The organism is Enterococcus sp. DIV0008, assembly GCF_050542615.1.
Lineage (GTDB): Bacteria > Bacillota > Bacilli > Lactobacillales > Enterococcaceae > Enterococcus_D > Enterococcus_D innesii.
On the sequence record NZ_CP172937.1, the window covers coordinates 2587653 to 2604525 of the forward strand.

At 40.9% G+C, this 16873-nt stretch carries 13 protein-coding genes; 4 read left to right on the top strand and 9 right to left on the bottom strand.

What is annotated here, in order from left to right; translation table 11 throughout:
* The first annotated feature begins 95 nt into the window (after positions 1-95).
* From IGI84_RS12160 to add, 3 genes are all read left to right on the top strand, one after another.
* Complete coding sequence (locus IGI84_RS12160; RefSeq protein WP_220426390.1) at positions 96-818, top strand: C39 family peptidase; 723 nt, start codon at positions 96-98, stop codon at positions 816-818.
* Positions 819-965: 147 nt separating this feature from the next.
* A complete protein-coding gene (gene ald / locus IGI84_RS12165) occupies positions 966-2072 on the top strand; it encodes an alanine dehydrogenase (protein WP_216682326.1) in 1107 nt (368 codons plus the stop codon).
* Positions 2073-2224: 152 nt separating this feature from the next.
* Positions 2225-3247, top strand: coding sequence for an adenosine deaminase (gene add, locus IGI84_RS12170; protein WP_216682327.1), 1023 nt, complete (start codon positions 2225-2227; stop codon positions 3245-3247).
* Between the two features lie 194 nt (positions 3248-3441).
* Here the strand turns inward: add and IGI84_RS12175 are convergent, their stop codons facing one another.
* The 7 genes from IGI84_RS12175 to IGI84_RS12205 all read right to left on the bottom strand — a co-directional run bounded on the left by IGI84_RS12175 (position 3442) and on the right by IGI84_RS12205 (position 13279).
* A complete protein-coding gene (locus tag IGI84_RS12175; RefSeq protein ID WP_144771386.1) occupies positions 3442-5106 on the bottom strand; it encodes an ABC transporter permease in 1665 nt (554 codons plus the stop codon).
* Positions 5107-6186 (bottom strand): ABC transporter ATP-binding protein, encoded by a 1080-nt coding sequence (locus tag IGI84_RS12180; RefSeq protein ID WP_144771385.1) that lies wholly within the window; start codon positions 6184-6186, stop codon positions 5107-5109. It abuts the gene before it with no gap.
* 15 nt (positions 6187-6201) lie between these two features.
* Positions 6202-7245 (bottom strand): ABC transporter substrate-binding protein, encoded by a 1044-nt coding sequence (locus tag IGI84_RS12185; protein WP_144771384.1) that lies wholly within the window; start codon positions 7243-7245, stop codon positions 6202-6204.
* Between the two features lie 98 nt (positions 7246-7343).
* Positions 7344-8102: a response regulator transcription factor gene (locus tag IGI84_RS12190; RefSeq protein ID WP_186366377.1), complete on the bottom strand. Its 759-nt coding sequence runs from the start codon at positions 8100-8102 to the stop codon at positions 7344-7346.
* Positions 8095-9744, bottom strand: a complete 1650-nt coding sequence (locus IGI84_RS12195) for a sensor histidine kinase (protein WP_194195097.1) — start codon at positions 9742-9744, stop codon at positions 8095-8097. The genes IGI84_RS12190 and IGI84_RS12195 overlap by 8 nt, the downstream gene beginning before the upstream one ends.
* Before the next feature lie 242 nt (positions 9745-9986).
* Positions 9987-11411, bottom strand: a complete 1425-nt coding sequence (locus IGI84_RS12200; RefSeq protein WP_194195098.1) for a 6-phospho-beta-glucosidase — start codon at positions 11409-11411, stop codon at positions 9987-9989.
* An 11-nt stretch (positions 11412-11422) separates the two neighbouring features.
* A complete protein-coding gene (locus IGI84_RS12205) occupies positions 11423-13279 on the bottom strand; it encodes a beta-glucoside-specific PTS transporter subunit IIABC (RefSeq protein ID WP_194195099.1) in 1857 nt (618 codons plus the stop codon).
* 465 nt (positions 13280-13744) lie between these two features.
* Here IGI84_RS12205 and IGI84_RS12210 point away from each other — a divergent pair, with 465 nt between their 5' ends.
* A complete protein-coding gene (locus IGI84_RS12210) occupies positions 13745-14566 on the top strand; it encodes an MBL fold metallo-hydrolase (RefSeq protein ID WP_194195100.1) in 822 nt (273 codons plus the stop codon).
* Between the two features lie 35 nt (positions 14567-14601).
* Here the strand turns inward: IGI84_RS12210 and IGI84_RS12215 are convergent, their stop codons facing one another.
* Entirely contained in the window at positions 14602-15489 is an 888-nt protein-coding gene (locus tag IGI84_RS12215; protein ID WP_430600420.1) for a MurR/RpiR family transcriptional regulator, read from the bottom strand.
* 127 nt (positions 15490-15616) lie between these two features.
* A complete protein-coding gene (locus IGI84_RS12220) occupies positions 15617-16795 on the bottom strand; it encodes an MFS transporter (RefSeq protein ID WP_194195102.1) in 1179 nt (392 codons plus the stop codon).
* Positions 16796-16873 lie beyond the last annotated feature (78 nt).

The window sequence follows — 16873 nt, forward strand, 5'->3', positions numbered from 1 at the left end:
GAATCGGTCTGTAGGCCGATGACAAGCTCCCCCTCCTTTGTTTTACTTAAAAGAACAGGATGAATACGTACGATTCGTAAAACAAGGAGGGAAAAATGCAAAAACAGACAGATGTTTATCGAAAGCGTCGGCCAATGATTGTTTTAGCAGGATTGGTGTTGATTTGGATAGGGTTCAATCGAATCTCTCATCACGTGTTGTACGGAGAGTTGTCCGAACACGTGTCTACCGCCGTTGCCTATGATGATAGCTACGATGACGACTATGTTTACTCCCAAGCTATTTTAAGTGAAGATATCAATGCTTACTTAGGGGAAATGGACATCACAACACCGATTTTCTTGCAGACGAACGAAGAATGGGCCGATAGATCCTATGGCAATGACGGCAGCCAGACCTTGGCAGAAAACGGCTGCGCGATCGCTTCTCTTGCGATGGTTCAATCCTACCTTGAAGGCTATCCCATTTCGCCACTGGAAGTCCTCGATTGGGCAGGAGATCATTATTACGTTGACGGCCAAGGAACGGACTGGCGGATTTTTTCTGACTTTGCCGATGCAAACGGCTACAACTATTATGATCTCGGCACAGATCTAGCCAGCGTTGAAGCTTATTTGCAACAAAACCATCCCGTCATCGTTTCTATGACCCCAGGGGAATTTACAGATGGCGGCCATATTATGGTCTTAGGTGGAATGATGGACGATCAAGTGTTTGTCTTAGATCCCAATGATGATCCAGAAAAATCCCATTACTCTATCTATTACACACTAGATGAAATCGCTGATCAAAGCTTGCGCTTTTGGACCTTCAGCTGATTGATCGAAAAAAGTCCCATTGGGGGCTTTTTTCTTTGTCGTCCCGAAAGCAGCAACTGGATCTTACTTTTTTAATAAAAAAACCATTCTTTCTCCCCTTAGGAATCCGCTTTCTATTATAATGGAAGAAAGAAAGGTGTGAAGTCTATGAAAATCGGTATCCCAAAAGAAATCAAGAACAATGAAAATCGTGTGGCATTGCCGCCCTCGGGAGTCTATGAGTTAGTCCAAGACGGACACGAAGTCTTCGTTGAACAAGGCGCTGGTGCAGGATCAACCTTTTCTGATCAAGCGTATCAGGAAGTCGGCGCTACGATTACTACCGTTGAAGAGGTTTGGGCCTCTGAATTGGTTATGAAAGTCAAAGAACCTTTACCAGAAGAATACCCCTTTTTGCATGAGGGACTGGTTTTATTCACCTATTTCCACGTAGCCGCCAATCAAAAGCTTGCTCAAGCATTGATCGACAGCAAAGTGATCGCTGTTGCTTATGAAAACGTCCAGCTGGCGAACGGCACCCTGCCTCTGCTATCGCCTATGAGTGAGATCGCTGGAAGAATGTCTGTTCAAATCGGCGCACAATTTCTCGAAAAAATATATGGCGGAAAAGGGATCCTGCTTTCAGGTGTTCCCGGCGTCCGTCAAGGTCGGGTAACGATCATTGGTGGTGGCGTTGCCGGTGAGAATGCCGCGAGAGTCGCCGTAGGTCTGGGCGCACAAGTAACGATTTTAGACGTTTCGATCCCACGCTTACAAGAGCTGGATCGACAGTTTTCTGGTCAAGTCCAAACCTTGTATTCCAATCGCTTGAATATCGAACGAACGATCCAATCCGCAGACTTGGTGGTAGGAGCCGTCTTATTGCCAGGACAAAAAGCTCCGTGCTTAGTGACCCGCGACATGGTGAAACAGATGCCTGAAAAATCTGTGATCGTCGATATTGCCATTGACCAAGGCGGAATTTTTGAGACCGAAGACAAAGTCACCACCCACGACGAGCCAACCTATATCCGGGAAGAAGTTATTCACTATGCAGTGGCGAATATGCCAGGTGCTGTACCACAAACGGCAACCATCGCATTGAGCATTGCCACCTTGCCGTATGCCCAGCAGCTAGCGAACGATCCTTTAGCAGCGTTGCGAGAAAATCAGGCACTTGCCAAAGGGGTCATCGCCTATGAGGGCGCATTTACTTCAAAAGAAGCCGCTCACGATCTGTCATTGCCTTTTACCGATCTATCGGAATTGATTTGAGTCACTCTCCCACAATAAAACCAGCAGCCGCACAAGTAATTCGCGGCTGCTGTTTTGCTTTCTATGAGAATTTCCTTTTTTGGGTAGCATGGGCTTTGGAAGTATGCTATATTCATACTTAAAAAAAATTCGACCTAGACAGGAGGAACACTGTGCTTACTCAACAACAAATCCAAGCATTTCCTAAAGTAGAACTTCACTGCCATCTCGACGGTTCCATTCGTCCAGAAACATTGATCGCCATCGCCAATCAGCAAGAACTACCGATCGAGCAAGACATAGAAGCTGTGAAAGCACAGATGCAAGCCCCCAAGGATTGTCATGACCTGAGGGATTACCTTAGCTGTTTTGATTTCGTTCGGCCGTATCTGCAAACACAAGAAGCGCTAGCTGCCGCCGCCTATGACGTGATGGAACAAGCTGCTCAAGATGGGGTCGCTTATATTGAGATTCGCTTTGCTCCCAGCTTATCGATGGACAAAGGACTTACTTGCAGCCAGACCATCCAAGCCGTGATTGAAGGCATCGCACGAGCAGAAGAACGCTACCCAATCAAAGGCAATGTTTTGGTCATTGGGATGCGTCAAGAAGACCTACCAGCTATTACGGCGATTTTTGATGAAGCGATCGCTCTTACCGATGAAAAAGTAGTCGGCATTGATCTGGCAGGTCCAGAAGAAGATGGGTACGTCCCTGATTTAGCTGCCAGCTATCAAGTGTTCCTCAAGAACCAAAGTGTCCAGCTGACCTTACATGCAGGCGAATGTGGCTGTGTGCAAAACATTTATCAAGCCATCGAAAGCGGTGCGCAGCGGATTGGCCACGGCATCGCCTTAAAAGGAGACCACACTGCCCAAGCGTTTGTTCGAGAACAAAATCGCTGTATCGAAGGCTGTCCTACTAGCAATGTTCATACTCGTGCGATTCCCACATACTCGGCATACCCATTAAGAGAATGGCTAGAAGCCAAGGTCCCTTTTTGTTTGAACACCGATAACCGAACGGTCTCAAACACGACATTGACCAATGAATACCTGCAAATGGCTCATCATTGCGACATGACCGAATCAGAGATGCGCTTCTTAAACGAAACCGCCGCTCAGCATTCCTTTGCGGAAGCTGCCGACAAAGCGGTACTCTTGAAAAAAATTCAAGAATGGCAAATTATTCAATAGTAAAAAGCACTCGTTTAGAAGCGAGTGCTTTTTTACTTAAAGATAATTTAGATCTTCTACTTTTTTATTTGGATTCATGTGTATGCCGCATAATTTCCAGCAGGAGATTCTGTTGGCGTTCATTTCCTTAAATAGAGCGGTTCGAAAAGCCGATACCTCGAAATCATGTGACTTACAACTATTTTTGAATTCCGCTACATAGTGATTGTTTTGCTTTTCGATACTTTCATAAAAAGCATTAATGAAAGAACCGTCAAGCCAGTTAATATCGTTGACAAGGCCGCCGCAATACCATAATTTCCTCTTATTACTTCAGTATAGATCGCAACTGTCATTGTGCGAGTTCGTACATTGTACAGCAAGATCGATGTAGAAAGCTCTGATATCATCGTTATCCAAGATAATATCGCTCCTGACACGATTCCGGACATCATCATGGGAATAGTTATTTTAACAAACGTATTCATTCGTGTGCTTCCCAAACTTTCTGCCGCTTCTTCAATACTTGGCGAAATCTGTTGAAGGCTTGCAACAGATGAGCGAATAGTATAAGGCAATCTTCTGACTGTCAGCGAGGCGATCATAATAAATGCTGTACCTGTTATGGCTAGAATCCCTGTGCCGCCAATCCCTGTATTGAACGAAGTGATAAAGGCAATACCTAAAACTGTGCCTGGTACAATATAAGGAATCATACTCAAACTATCAATCATTGAAGTAAAAATATTTCTTTTTCGAACTGCTAAATAGGAAATCATCGTAGCAAAAACGATCACGATTGCTAATGCGATCAAAGGCAAACGTATTGTATTAAAAATGGCTGAGCCCATTCTGCCAAAAGCATTTCTGTAACTATCTAACGAATAACCGGGTACGAAAATCATTCCTGATGTCTTTAAAAACGAAGTATAAATCAAATAGAGTTGCGGTAAAATGGCAATAAATACCACACTATAGACAAAAAATGAGATCATCGCAGTTTTCCCTTTGCTGACTTTTTTCGGCTCAATCGGGTGCAATGAGTTCATACTAAAACTATGACGATTAGCAATATACTTTTGAATAAGAAAAATAGAGAGTGCGATGATAATGGCTAAAATGGCCAATGCTGAAGCGAAGGCTGCATTCCCTCCTACTTCACTTATGAATTGCGTATAAATTAAAACTGGAAACGTACGATACCCTTCTCCAATCAACATAGGTGTACCAAAATCAGAGAATGCTCTCATGAAAACGAGTAAACCAGCTGCTAATAACGTAGGAACAAGTAGTGGAAGAATAACTTTAAAAAACCGATTGATTCCTCGCGCGCCCATACTTTCAGCCGCTTCTAAAATGGAATTATCAATACTAGAAAATGCGCCCGAAGCATAAAGAAAAACCAGTGGAAATAGTTGCAATGTAAATACGAGAACAATTCCAGAGAACCCGTAAATGTCAATTTGTGGGAATCCAAAAACGTTCATCATAAAACGAGTAATCAGCCCATTTCGTCCAAGTAATAGGATCCATGAATATGCACCGACAAAAGGGGCCGACATGGAGGCAATGATAATGAGAATTTGCAAGGTTTTCTTACCTTTAAAAGCATACATCGAGAAAAAATATGCTAATAGAGTTCCTAATATCAGTGCGAAGAGAGTCGCTGTCAACGAAACTTTAAAACTATTAAACAGAGTATCAAAATAATAACTTTGGGAGAAGAATTGGGAAAAATTATTAAAAGACATTCTTCCATCTACAAACATTGCTTGTCCTAAGATAGTAACAATAGGATAGACCAAGAAAATCAAATATGCTGTAAAAATAAACAACGAAGAAACTGTCCAAATATTGATTTTTTTTCTTTCCGAGTTCATTTATCTCACCCCCAAAAGATTGATTGAGCCATCTGAGGTAAATATATTGATCTTGTTTCGTTTGATCAGCAACTTGACTTTATCACCTGCACCCAAATCTTCTGTAAAAGTAGATTCCTCACTGACCTGAATTTTCTCGCCAAATTCTGTCTTCATATAGTATTCTGTGTTTTGTCCAAGATAAAGACTATCAATAATGACGGCAGAAATATCACCTTGATCGCTGCGGGTAAATTCTTCAGGTCGAATACTTAAACGTACATCTTGTTCCATTTCACTATCTAGTTCTGGAAATGCCATCTGGTAACCATTAGACAATTGGATCTTAGTACCTTCATCATCGTGAATCAATTTAGCAGGAATCATATTTGTTCGTCCAATGAAGGTAGCAACAAACTCGTTGCTCGGTCTATGATATAATTCCTTCGGTCTTCCTACTTGTTGGATCTTCCCTAGATTCATTACTGCAATCTGGTCAGAGATAGCCATCGCTTCTTCTTGATCATGAGTGACATAGACTGTCGTTATTCCTACTTCATGCTGAATCTCACGTATCGCCTGACGCATATCTACACGGAGTTTCGCATCTAGATTGCTGAGAGGCTCATCCATAAGCAAAACCTTCGGATTAATAGCTAAAGCTCTAGCTAAAGCAACTCGTTGCTGTTGACCGCCACTCAACTGATCCGGTTTTCTTTCACTGAACTTGTCGATTTGCATTAACTTTAAATACTTATTTGTCCGTTTTGTCAGTTCTTCCTTTGAAGTTTTCTTTTGACGAAGTCCAAAAGCTACATTTTCTCTCACTGTTAAATGAGGAAAAATTGCATAATTTTGAAAGACCATGCCAATATTGCGTTTACTTGGCTCCATATTGTTGATTCGCTCACTCCCAAAGTAAAAATCGCCTCCCTCGATCGAGTTAAAACCTGCAATCATTCTAAGCAAAGTTGTCTTTCCGCATCCTGAGGGTCCTAATAAAGTAAATAGAGACGCCTCAGGAATTGTCAAATCAAGATTTTCAATCACTGGCTGTAAGTCATAGACTTTTTTTGCTTTATTTATGGTTATTTGACTCATATTTTCCACACCTTCTTATTTGGATTGGATACCAACATAAATTTCATTATATTTATTGACGATTTCATCTTTATTTTCAATTACATAGTCGTAATCTTCTACAATCGTATTGATCTCTTTGAGTGGTTTCATATTATCGCTTGTTTGTGCATTTTTACGTACAGGGCGATTTGTTGTCGTTGTCCCCAACGTATTTTGAACATCTTCTGAAATAATAAAATCAATAAATTTTTGGGCATTTTCTATGTTTTTTGCATTTTTGATGATTGCAGCACTAGCTGGCAAGAAAACGGTACCTTCTTTCGGGTACACGATTTCTACATTCGCCCCATCATTTAGCAGTTTGACAGTCGGATCTTCATAAGACAAACCAACAGCCATCTCCCCATCAGCAACTGCTTTATAGACGTTGGAAGAACTTGAACTTATCTTTCCATCGATCAACGTAAATAAATCCTCTACATAATTCCAAGCTTCTTGAGATTCATAGCCGCCTTGAGCTTGCAACATATTTGTTAACTGAGCAAAGGCACTGGAAGAATTAGCTGGATCAGCCGTAGCTATTTTTCCGGCTAAATCATCATTCAGCAAATCACTATACCCTTCAATAGTCATTCCTTCTGTTAGGTCTGGATTTACGATCAAAACACTGCCGTCAATCGTATAAGGTGTATAGAAACCGGTTTGATTTTGATAATCTTCTTCAATATTGTCATTTTCATCTGATACATATTCTTCAAAAAGATGCTGATTTTCAGAATATTGTGTATAGGAACCGCCAAAGACGACATCTGCAACAGGTGCATTTTTCTCACTTTCAAGTTTTTTGAATAATTCACCAGTTCCTGCTTGAATCAGGTCCACTTTAATCCCATAACGTTCTTCAAAAGCAGGTATTGTTGCGTTGATTAGTCCTTCTGAGTTTGGTGAATAAATCACTAATGTATCACTGCCAGAAGAAGCAGTGTCTGACGAGTTGGATGTTCCTCCATTGCCGCAAGCTGCTAAACCAACTAATGCCGATGCACATATAACTGAATAAACAAATTTGTTTTTCATTTTCATTCCCCTCTCCAAAGTATACCTTTATCATACACTCTATAAAACGCTTTCAAAATAGCACACATCTATACAAAAAGGAGAAAATTCTCTACACTTTAGAGAATCTCCTCCTTAAACTCAGTGACCGAAACACCAATATATCTTCTAAATACTTTATTGAAATATTTATAGTCAGAAAATCCAACCCTATCTGCTACTTCATATATGAGTACATTTGGATCCTCGATTAATTGATCGATTGCCTTTTTGATTCGATAACGATTCACATAATCGTTAATGGTGATGTCAAGATGGTCTTTAATTTTTTTATACAGGTAACTTTCACTGTAGCCTAAACTAGCTGCTATATCCGCAATAGTAAATTTTTGTGCATAATACTCATGGATCCAACTTAGTACCTGATGAACGATCATATCTTTATCGTGGTGCGTTTTTCTAGCTACCACCAATGCTTCATACTTTTTCTGATTGGTCAAACGCTTTTCGTTTTCCAATTCATTCGTTAGCTGAAGCAAGCTTAGCCTTAGTTCCTCTGTTTGTAATGGTTTAGCAAGAAATTCTCTAACGCCGTAATGAATCGCCTTTTTTGCATTAAAAAAATCATTGTATCCTGAGAGAATGATTTTTTTGAAGAAGAGATCTTTCGTCAGTTCAAACATTTCGAAGGCATCCATAACCGGCATATTGATATCAGAAATCACAATATCTGGCAGATAATTGCGAATCATATCAGCTCCCTCTTGTCCGTTTTCTGCAGCACCAACTACTTTCAATCCTATATCAGAATAATCGATCGCATAGGCTAACCAACGTCGAATTAAATGCTCGTCCTCTATTATTAATAATTTATACACCATCGATAGTCCTCCAAACTACAAATTGAACACATGCGCCTTTCTTATGATTAAAAATACGCAAATCAAGAAAAGGATATTCTATTTTTAATCTGCGATAACTGTTGATCAAGCCATGATGCGTCTCTTCTTCTTCATACTGCAGATAGATTTTTTCAATCAATTCTTCTTCAAATCCAGGCCCATTATCGCGCACTTCAAAAAAAATTTCTTCCCCTTTTGAAAATACAGCGACCGCTACTTTAAGATCATTTCGTTCTTTCATTCCATATTTGATTGCATTTTCAACAACCGGTAATAAAAACAGTCGCGGTATCTGAATCATGTGCAGATCTTTTTCCACATCGATCGTGTAAATAAATTTTTCAAAACGTATTTTTGTAACTTCCAAAAAATCCTGTAAAATCGCAAGGTCATCTATCAGATTGCTTTTTTCATTGGCATGATCGATGCTGTAACGCAGCACTCGATTTAATGATAAAATCAGCCTTTCACTCAAATCTGTATCAATTTTACTGGTAATTCTGATGTTTTCAAGAGTGTTATATAGAAAATGAGGATGAAATTGCGCTTCCAGCATCTTGATCTCATATAAATTCTTCTTTTTTTCCAAATAAATTTTCATTTGAATCAATCGATCCAATTCCTCCATCATCTCATTGATGTTGTCGGCTAAGAATTCAAACTCATCTTCCGTTTGTATCTCGATTTTTTGCTTTTCACCATTCCTGATTTTCTTTGTTTCATCTACAAGCATCTTAATACTCACCGTGTTTCTTTTGGCTATCTTAGTTGCTAAACGCTTTGAGTGATATAGCAATACTAGAAAAATAATCAATGCTGAAGTGATACCAAATAATGCCAATACACTGATTGGAAAAATCATCGAATAAGTATAAAGGTTAATATTTTGACCAATCAGACTTTTCTTAGAAAGGTATAATTGTCTATCATAGGAAAATAAGAAGCGATCAAAAACATTCGAATTAATTTTTTTCAATGTTCCTGTGATAAAATGATTCGCATTATTTGCGTAGACATTGTCAAACTGATCAGCAATGATGTAATTGGTACCATAATATAAGCCCTCAGGTAAGAAGTCATTTCCATTGAGCAGTATCGCACTATACCCTAACTCTGTCCCTCCCTCACTGATAGTATCAATCATCACTAAATAATGATTGCTGTCCTCCCCTTTCGTAATACGTCTCATGCTGCGGTGGTAGTTATTTCCTGAAAGAACTGTTTTTAAATAATTGGGCGAAATAACTGGATTTTGTCCGGTTTGTTGAGTGGTAAATCTGATGGATCCTGCTTGATCCATAATCACTAAAATACCTCTGGATAGATGCTCAGCACTCAGCTCATAATATTCGCTATATATTTCACGATCTGTTTTTTCGTTTTTTAAAAATAACGGAATTGACTTTCTATTCATAGTACTTAAAATTTTTTTATATTCTGCTTGATCTTCATGAAAATTATTTCTTATATTATTTGTTTCCAGCGTCAACTGATAATATTGGATAGCAAATACAAACAAAATCAACAATAAAAACAAGAACGCTGACACTAGGATCGCTAATAGTGAAAAGCGTTTTTTTATCTCATGATTTAATTCTTCTTGAAAGGAATGTTTCATAGACTTTTCTCCATAATAGTTATCAATAGTTGTATCATACCACACTAATGATAACGCTTTCTACATTGTCTTTACTTTACCAAATTCTTCATAGGCAGATAATGCAGATCCAATTTCATTTTTGGACGTTCGCCTTAACGTCTATAAAAAAACTTCACAGTAGTACCCATTCTAAGAGGTACCACTGCAAAGTTATATGTTCTTCTAATTTCCGTTATTGAAAGTATGAATGGCAATCGATCTTATAGCCAATCCCCATTTGAAGCGATCACTTTTTTATACCACTCAAAGGATTTTTTCTTGGTTCGTTTCAAGTTGCCATTGCCTTGATCGTCTCGATCCACGTAGATAAAGCCGTAGCGTTTACTCATTTGACCCGTGCTGGCTGCTACAAGATCAATACACCCCCAAGTAGTATAACCAAGTAGTTCCACGCCATCGATCGTCACTGCATCTTTGAAGGCTTGAATATGTTTTTTTAAATAGTCGATCCGATAATCGTCTGCGACAAACCCATTCTCATCAGGGGTATCGATCGCCCCTAACCCATTTTCTACGATAAACAACGGTTTTTGATAGCGATCATACAATTGATTCAATGAATTTCTCAGTCCTAACGGATCAATCTGCCACCCCCACTCAGTCGATGGTAGATGTTCATTTTTAATTGATGGAAAGAGATTCCCTGTCGCTTGCGCATAGTCTTCTGAATGGGCACTGACCGTTCGCGAACAGTAATAAGAAAAACTGACAAAATCAACCGGCGAAGCCGCTAAAATCGCCTCGTCCTCAGGTGTTATTTTGATCGTTAAGCCTTCTCGTTCAAATTTTTTCAAGGCATAATTGGGGTATTTGCCTCGGGCTTGCACATCGATAAAGAAATAGCCTTCGCGATCACGATTGATTGCTTCTTGGTAATCTTCAGGTCGGCAAGTATAAGGATAATGACTGCCACCAGCCAGCATACAACCAACTTGATTGGTCGGATCGATCTCATGAGCCTTTTGGGTTGCTAAGGCACTGGCGACTAACTGGTGATGCGCTGCTTGGTATTTGATTTCTTGACGATTGTCCCCTTCTTTAAAGACGATCCCGCCACCTACAAAGGGCTGATGCAGCAAAATATTGATTTCATTGATTGTCAGCCAATATTTGACCAACCCGCGATAGCGCTGGAAGACGGTTTCCGCATAGGTCACATAGAAATCAATGAGTCGGCGATTTTTCCAGCCCCCAAATTCCTTGATCAAATGCAGCGGAACATCGAAGTGGGCAATCGTGACTAATGGCTCGATTTGATGTTTTCTCAATTCTTTGAAGATTTTCTCATAAAAAAGCAATCCTTCTTCGTTGGGCTCTTCGTCATTGCCATTTGGAAAAATCCGTGACCAAGAAAGTGACATCCGGTACACGTTAAAACCCATTTCGGCAAAAAGGGCAATATCTTCCATATAATGGTGGTACATATCAATGGCCGTTTGGGCTGGATAAAAAGAATCTTCTTGCCATTCCAACATTTCCAGTTCACCAGCAGCGACCTTTGCGCGATCAGGACCAGTTGGTAAGAGGTCGACATTTGATAAGCCACGTCCTCCTGCTAATACGCCTCCTTCTGCTTGATTGGCAGCCGTTGCACCACCCCATAAAAAATCATCTGATAATCCCATGTTATTTCCTCCTAAACTTTGACTACAAGTACTTCCTCTTCTTTAGCTACCAATCCTTCTTTCAAAAGTTCGACTGCGGTATATTGTGGTGTATTGGTAACGATGATCGGTACTTGTGTGACATATCCTGCAGCTTTTATCTGCTGTACATCAAACGTCAACAATCGCTGCCCTTTTGTAACTTTTTGCTCTGCTTCTACTAACGCATCAAAATACTGACCATTTAGTTCCACTGTGTCTAAACCGACATGGATCAACAATTCAATTCCCGTGTCTGAAACCAAGCCAATCGCGTGTTTGGTAGGAAAAACAGCAGCGACTTTTCCATCAAAAGGCGCAATGACTTCACCGATGGGTTCATCGACCGCGAATCCTTTTCCGAGTGCTTCAGAAGCAAATGCGTCATCTTTGACTTGATTCAGTGGCATCACGGTTCCTGGTACAGGATTGATCAATTGGGTATCTTCTAAGACTACTGCTTTCATCTCCGGAACATCAATTGTCACTTTTGTTTCATATTTGAAACTTAAGACATAGGTAACGACCGCACTCACCACAGCTGCAATCACCAATGCAATAATGATATTCCAAAAATAGCGCATCGTATCATCACCGATATATAGTAAGACTGCTGGGAGACCAGACGAACCGGTCGCAAAGCGATGCGTATTGGTTAAGCCAGCATACAAACCACCAGAAGCCCCACCGATCATTGCCGCAACTAACGGATATTTTTTTGGCAAATTGATTCCATATAAAGCGGGTTCAGTAATCCCCATGTAGGCAGTAATCGCCCCTGATACCGCCAACTGCTTAGTCTTTTTCTCTTTCGTACGCAATGCGACAATTGCTACTGCGGTTGCTTGAGCTATGTTTGAGACTAATGCCCCTGGACCAAAAATACTGTCATACCCAAGTTCTGCCATTTGCATCACCCCTAAAGGAGCAATCCCATTGTGCAAACCAAACATCACCATGATTGGTAAAAAGCCCCCAATCAAAACCGCTGGAACCCAGCTAGCATGGACACTTAAGAAGGTAAAGAAAGTTGCCAAATAGCCACCCAAGATACTACCGATCGGTCCAAATAGCGAGAAGGCTAATGTACCCATTATCAAAAATGTTAGCATTGGAACAAAAACCAGTTCTACTGATTTTGGAATCACTTTGTTCAAAAACTTTTCGACATACGATTGGAAAAAAATCACGATCAGGATCGGAATAACTGATCCCGTATAGTTTGCTAATGTAAAAGGAATAACCCCAAAAAAGTGAACGGGTTCGCCTGCTGTGACCAAGGCACCCCAATTAGGATGCATCATCATAGCAGCCACTGAAGCCGCTAAAATCGGATTGCATCGCAATTTTTGTGCCACAGTGAAGGCCAGGATCATTGGTAAGAAGAAGAAAACACCATCTGCAAAAAGATTCAGCATGTAATAGGTTTGCGAATCAGCGGTGATCACATCAAAGACGATCAACAAAGCCAAAACTGCCTTAACCATTCCAGCACCGGACAATGCCGGAATAATTGGTTGAAACGTTCCTGCCACAAAATCGATCACTGCAGCTGCCGGCCCTTTTTTCTCCCCAGGCTCTGACGTCCCTGATGATTGAAGCGAAACCAATTTTGTGACTTCTTCATAGACATCTTTGACATGTGTTCCAATCACGACTTGATGTACCCCTGCGTTATTGATGTATTTGGCAACCCCATCGAGTGCCTCTAGTTCTCCTTGATCTATACACTTTTCATCTTTGACTTTAAAGCGTAATCGTGTTTGACAATGATAGGCATCCGTGATATTTTCTTGTCCCCCCAGATACTGGACGATTTTTTTTGCTAATGATTGATAATTTTCACTCATACATTCCACCCCTAGATAAATTTCAAAGAAAATCTATGTTGTATGTGCTCACCGGTAAAACATACTGTTCTTTCTGCCAGCAATGTACCATTTTTAGAGAGCGGTTCCAACACATTTTCCTAAAGTCGAAATGGATTTCACCTTTTCATTAAATACCGCTCTTTTTTCGAAATTTATTCCATTAAAAGACCAAACATCGCCTTGACGAAGCCACTAGAAACAATGATATAATTTACTAGATGATTGTGTTACTTTTGATTTACTGCGATCATAATAGGCCTTTAAACGTAATGGATCTACCAACCAAAATGAACACCCCGATGATCCCGCAACAACGGACCAAACCACTGCTTCTTCCCCCGACCATTGAAGCAATCCTTACTGAATCACCGATTTGATCTAGCCGGTTATGAACGGCTATTTTACGTTGGCTTTATAAAAAACAGGCGAAGGGAACGATGGAAAATGACAAATGCGAAACAAGCAATGCCTCCAAAAACGATTTTTTTTCATGAAGACGCTTTTCAAAAAACGGATCAAACGATCATTCGCTGGTTAGGAAACTCCGGTATTCTTCTAAACAGCCGTGGTACTTGTATCATGGTCGATCCGGTCTTAGAAGGATTTGACCTGCCGTTACTGATCGATCTGCCAATCAAACCGGCGGCAGTCCCTCACTTAGATGCGGTATTGATCACCCATTCAGATAATGATCACTACGGCATTCCGACGATTGAAAAATTAGTCCCGGTTACCGATAGCTTCCATGGACCCAAATATGTTGCCGAACTTATGCAAGAGCACTTTCAAGTTGCTGCCCAAGGCCACGAAATCTACGATTCATTCACCGTGAAGAATTTGACGATTTCTTTAACAAAGGCGTATCACCTTTGGCAAAATGAAACGAAAAAATTTGATCGTGTCTTCCAAATTGAGGACTATTGTGGCTTTTGGATCGATACCCCGGATGGTTCCTTGTGGATTCCTGGCGATTCTCGTCTTTTACCAGAGCAATTAGAGATGCCTCAGCCAGATGCGATCTTGTTTGACTTTAACGACAACGCGTGGCACATCGGCTTTGAGAATGCCGTCAAGCTGGCAAACACCTATCCGCATGCTGAATTGATCCTCTCCCATTGGGGAACAGTGGATGCTCCGCATATCGATGCCTTTAATGGGGATCCTGAAGCTTTGTACGATCGGATCGTCAATCCAAAGCGGATTCGTCTTGTCGCTGCCGGTGAGCCGATTGAATTGAAATTAACCACTTCCAACAATGTACAATAGGGAAAAAGGACCACACCATGTTCGGTGCGGTCCTTTTATTCTTCTGCCATCTCTTTAAACGTCGTTTTTCGGCTCGTCTCTAAAAAACGAGCATTGGTGATTTTCATTTGGATATTTTCCTGATAATCGAGGGAAAAAATCTTAGCAAACAAAACTGTCAAAAGGAATTGAATCGATTCTTCTGTGGAAAAATTTCCGATTTTAGAATACAGTTTTTCTCGGCTAGCAATCGTCAAGACGATCGTCGAATAGTCCCGCAAATAGTTCTCTCCACCACTCGTAATACTGATAATCGGCACACCATTTTTCAACAATGTTTTCACATTTTTCATAGGATACGTTTCTGAATTATTACCAGAATAAGAGATAAGAATGGCACAATCCTGTGGGGTCAGCGTATTAGAAATCAAGCTCGCTTCGTCCGTATCCGCAACAAAGGCTTTTTTATGAATCGTGTTTAAGTTGCGTTTAAACAGCTGCCCGAAATACGAATTTGGACTACGCCCATAGATGACAATGGTTTGAGCTCCATTGATGAGCCGAGCGGCTTGATTCAGGTCTTTCACTGTCATAAGTGAAGCTGTTTCTTTAATCGTCTGTATGCGCAAGTTCGCCAAGTTTTCAATGATTTCTAATGTGTCTGCCGTCTCACCAAAAGGGATATTCACATCGATCGTTGCTGAGCCATCATCAAAATGAGCCAATTCGTGCATGAAGGCATATACAAATTCTTTCCAACCAGAAAAGCCAAAATATTTTGCAAAACGGACCAGCGTCGGCTTGGAGGTATGGGTCAGTTTTGCGATTTCTTCCATGCTATACTCACTAACTTTTTCTCGATTGCTTAATAAAAAGTCACCGATCGTTCGTCTCGCGTCATTTTGTTTAAACGCTGCTTCTTCAATTTTTTGAAAAAGATACATCTGGTTCTCCCCTCTGATTGACGCTGGCAGTTTGTCTAGTGCGCTCAACTCATCATTGTTTCTTTTTATTATAAGCGATGAGAAGGATGAAATGAAGACGGAAAACGAGGATCAAGCTAGCTTTCGCCTATCCTCGTTCAAAATACAGAAAGTATTTATTTCCCAAAAAAGCTAGGACACCAATCAAGCACAACAAGCCCCCTGATAGAATCATCTGCATCCCTGCTGTTTCACTGCCGCTGACTAGTATCAGCAAGCGTGATGCATAAGGCGCTAACGTGACCCCTAAATTGTAAGCAACGATCGAGACGATCGTGCCAAACTTAGCTTCCGCTTCACCACCAGTCGTCAGCAAGTGGGTGAAAAAAGGCATGATGCTGCGAAAGGCAAAGCCTAATAATAAAGAACAACCCAAGAGTAGCCCCACTGTCTGCAAGGGATAGGTCAAATAGATGCTGCTTCCTGCAAGCAATGCCGCAATGGGCAGCAACCAGCGATGTAGGCGACTGTATATCAAGCCAAAGGCATTGCCGGCGATAAATGCCCCCGTCGCAATGGCGGCGATCATGTTACTGCCTTCGGTGGCGTCCCCGATTCCTTTTTCCAATAACAATGGTGTGATCTGTAAATTGTAATTGATAAACAAGACAACGATTAGAAACAAGAGCACACCCAGAATGAATGATCGCTGTTTCCGTTCTTTTGAAACCGTGACGTTCGCCAATAACATCTCATTAGTCACAGCCTGTGTTTCGTTTGGAATAAATAGCTGGACAAAGAAGAGACTGATCAGGGCAAAGCCATAAACCAAGAAGGACATTTCCCAACTGATTTTCACTAGCTGCCCAACCAGCAAAGTCATAAAGATACCACCTAAACCACCGACGGCACTTTCTAATCCAAGGGCTTTGGCTTTCTTTTGCGGCTCATTTTGAAACAGCAAACTAATCATTTGAATCGCCAAACGATTGAATAAGCCGATCCCGAAGCCAAGAATCCCTCGAGAAAGAAACAAGACGGGAAAGCTCCCCTGATACCATGCCGGCAGCGTGCCAAAAACTGCCACAATGACCAAGCCGGTGACCATCGTGTATTTTTTGCCGATCCTTTTTTCGATCATGCTGGTAGTAAAAATCCCCAGTAAAAGAAACAATGACGGAATTGTGGTCAGTAACCCAATGTAGACCGCTTCAACTTCTGGAAAGCTTGCCGCAATCGCTGGAACATTGGCAGAAATCGCCGGTGCCGAATAGACGACCATTGCCACCGATAGTAGTGCCAGCAACTTCATAGAAAAAAATTTCATAAATACCCCTTTCCTTAAAAACACCTTTTCTTCCTTGTATCTGAACCCAATAGTCCAAGATGACAAAGTGATCCTTTC

What these genes read in the sequence shown, in the direction of transcription:
- IGI84_RS12160 (WP_220426390.1), top strand. Translation starts at nt 96, where the DNA reads ATGCAAAAACAGACAGATGTTTATCGAAAGCGTCGGCCAATGATTGTT.
- ald (WP_216682326.1), top strand. Translation starts at nt 966, where the DNA reads ATGAAAATCGGTATCCCAAAAGAAATCAAGAACAATGAAAATCGTGTG.
- IGI84_RS12175 (WP_144771386.1), bottom strand. Translation starts at nt 5,106, where the DNA reads ATGAACTCGGAAAGAAAAAAAATCAATATTTGGACAGTTTCTTCGTTG.
- IGI84_RS12180 (WP_144771385.1), bottom strand. Translation starts at nt 6,186, where the DNA reads ATGAGTCAAATAACCATAAATAAAGCAAAAAAAGTCTATGACTTACAG.
- IGI84_RS12185 (WP_144771384.1), bottom strand. Translation starts at nt 7,245, where the DNA reads ATGAAAAACAAATTTGTTTATTCAGTTATATGTGCATCGGCATTAGTT.
- IGI84_RS12195 (WP_194195097.1), bottom strand. Translation starts at nt 9,744, where the DNA reads ATGAAACATTCCTTTCAAGAAGAATTAAATCATGAGATAAAAAAACGC.
- IGI84_RS12200 (WP_194195098.1), bottom strand. Translation starts at nt 11,411, where the DNA reads ATGGGATTATCAGATGATTTTTTATGGGGTGGTGCAACGGCTGCCAAT.
- IGI84_RS12205 (WP_194195099.1), bottom strand. Translation starts at nt 13,279, where the DNA reads ATGAGTGAAAATTATCAATCATTAGCAAAAAAAATCGTCCAGTATCTG.
- IGI84_RS12210 (WP_194195100.1), top strand. Translation starts at nt 13,745, where the DNA reads ATGACAAATGCGAAACAAGCAATGCCTCCAAAAACGATTTTTTTTCAT.
- IGI84_RS12215 (WP_430600420.1), bottom strand. Translation starts at nt 15,489, where the DNA reads ATGTATCTTTTTCAAAAAATTGAAGAAGCAGCGTTTAAACAAAATGAC.
- IGI84_RS12220 (WP_194195102.1), bottom strand. Translation starts at nt 16,795, where the DNA reads ATGAAATTTTTTTCTATGAAGTTGCTGGCACTACTATCGGTGGCAATG.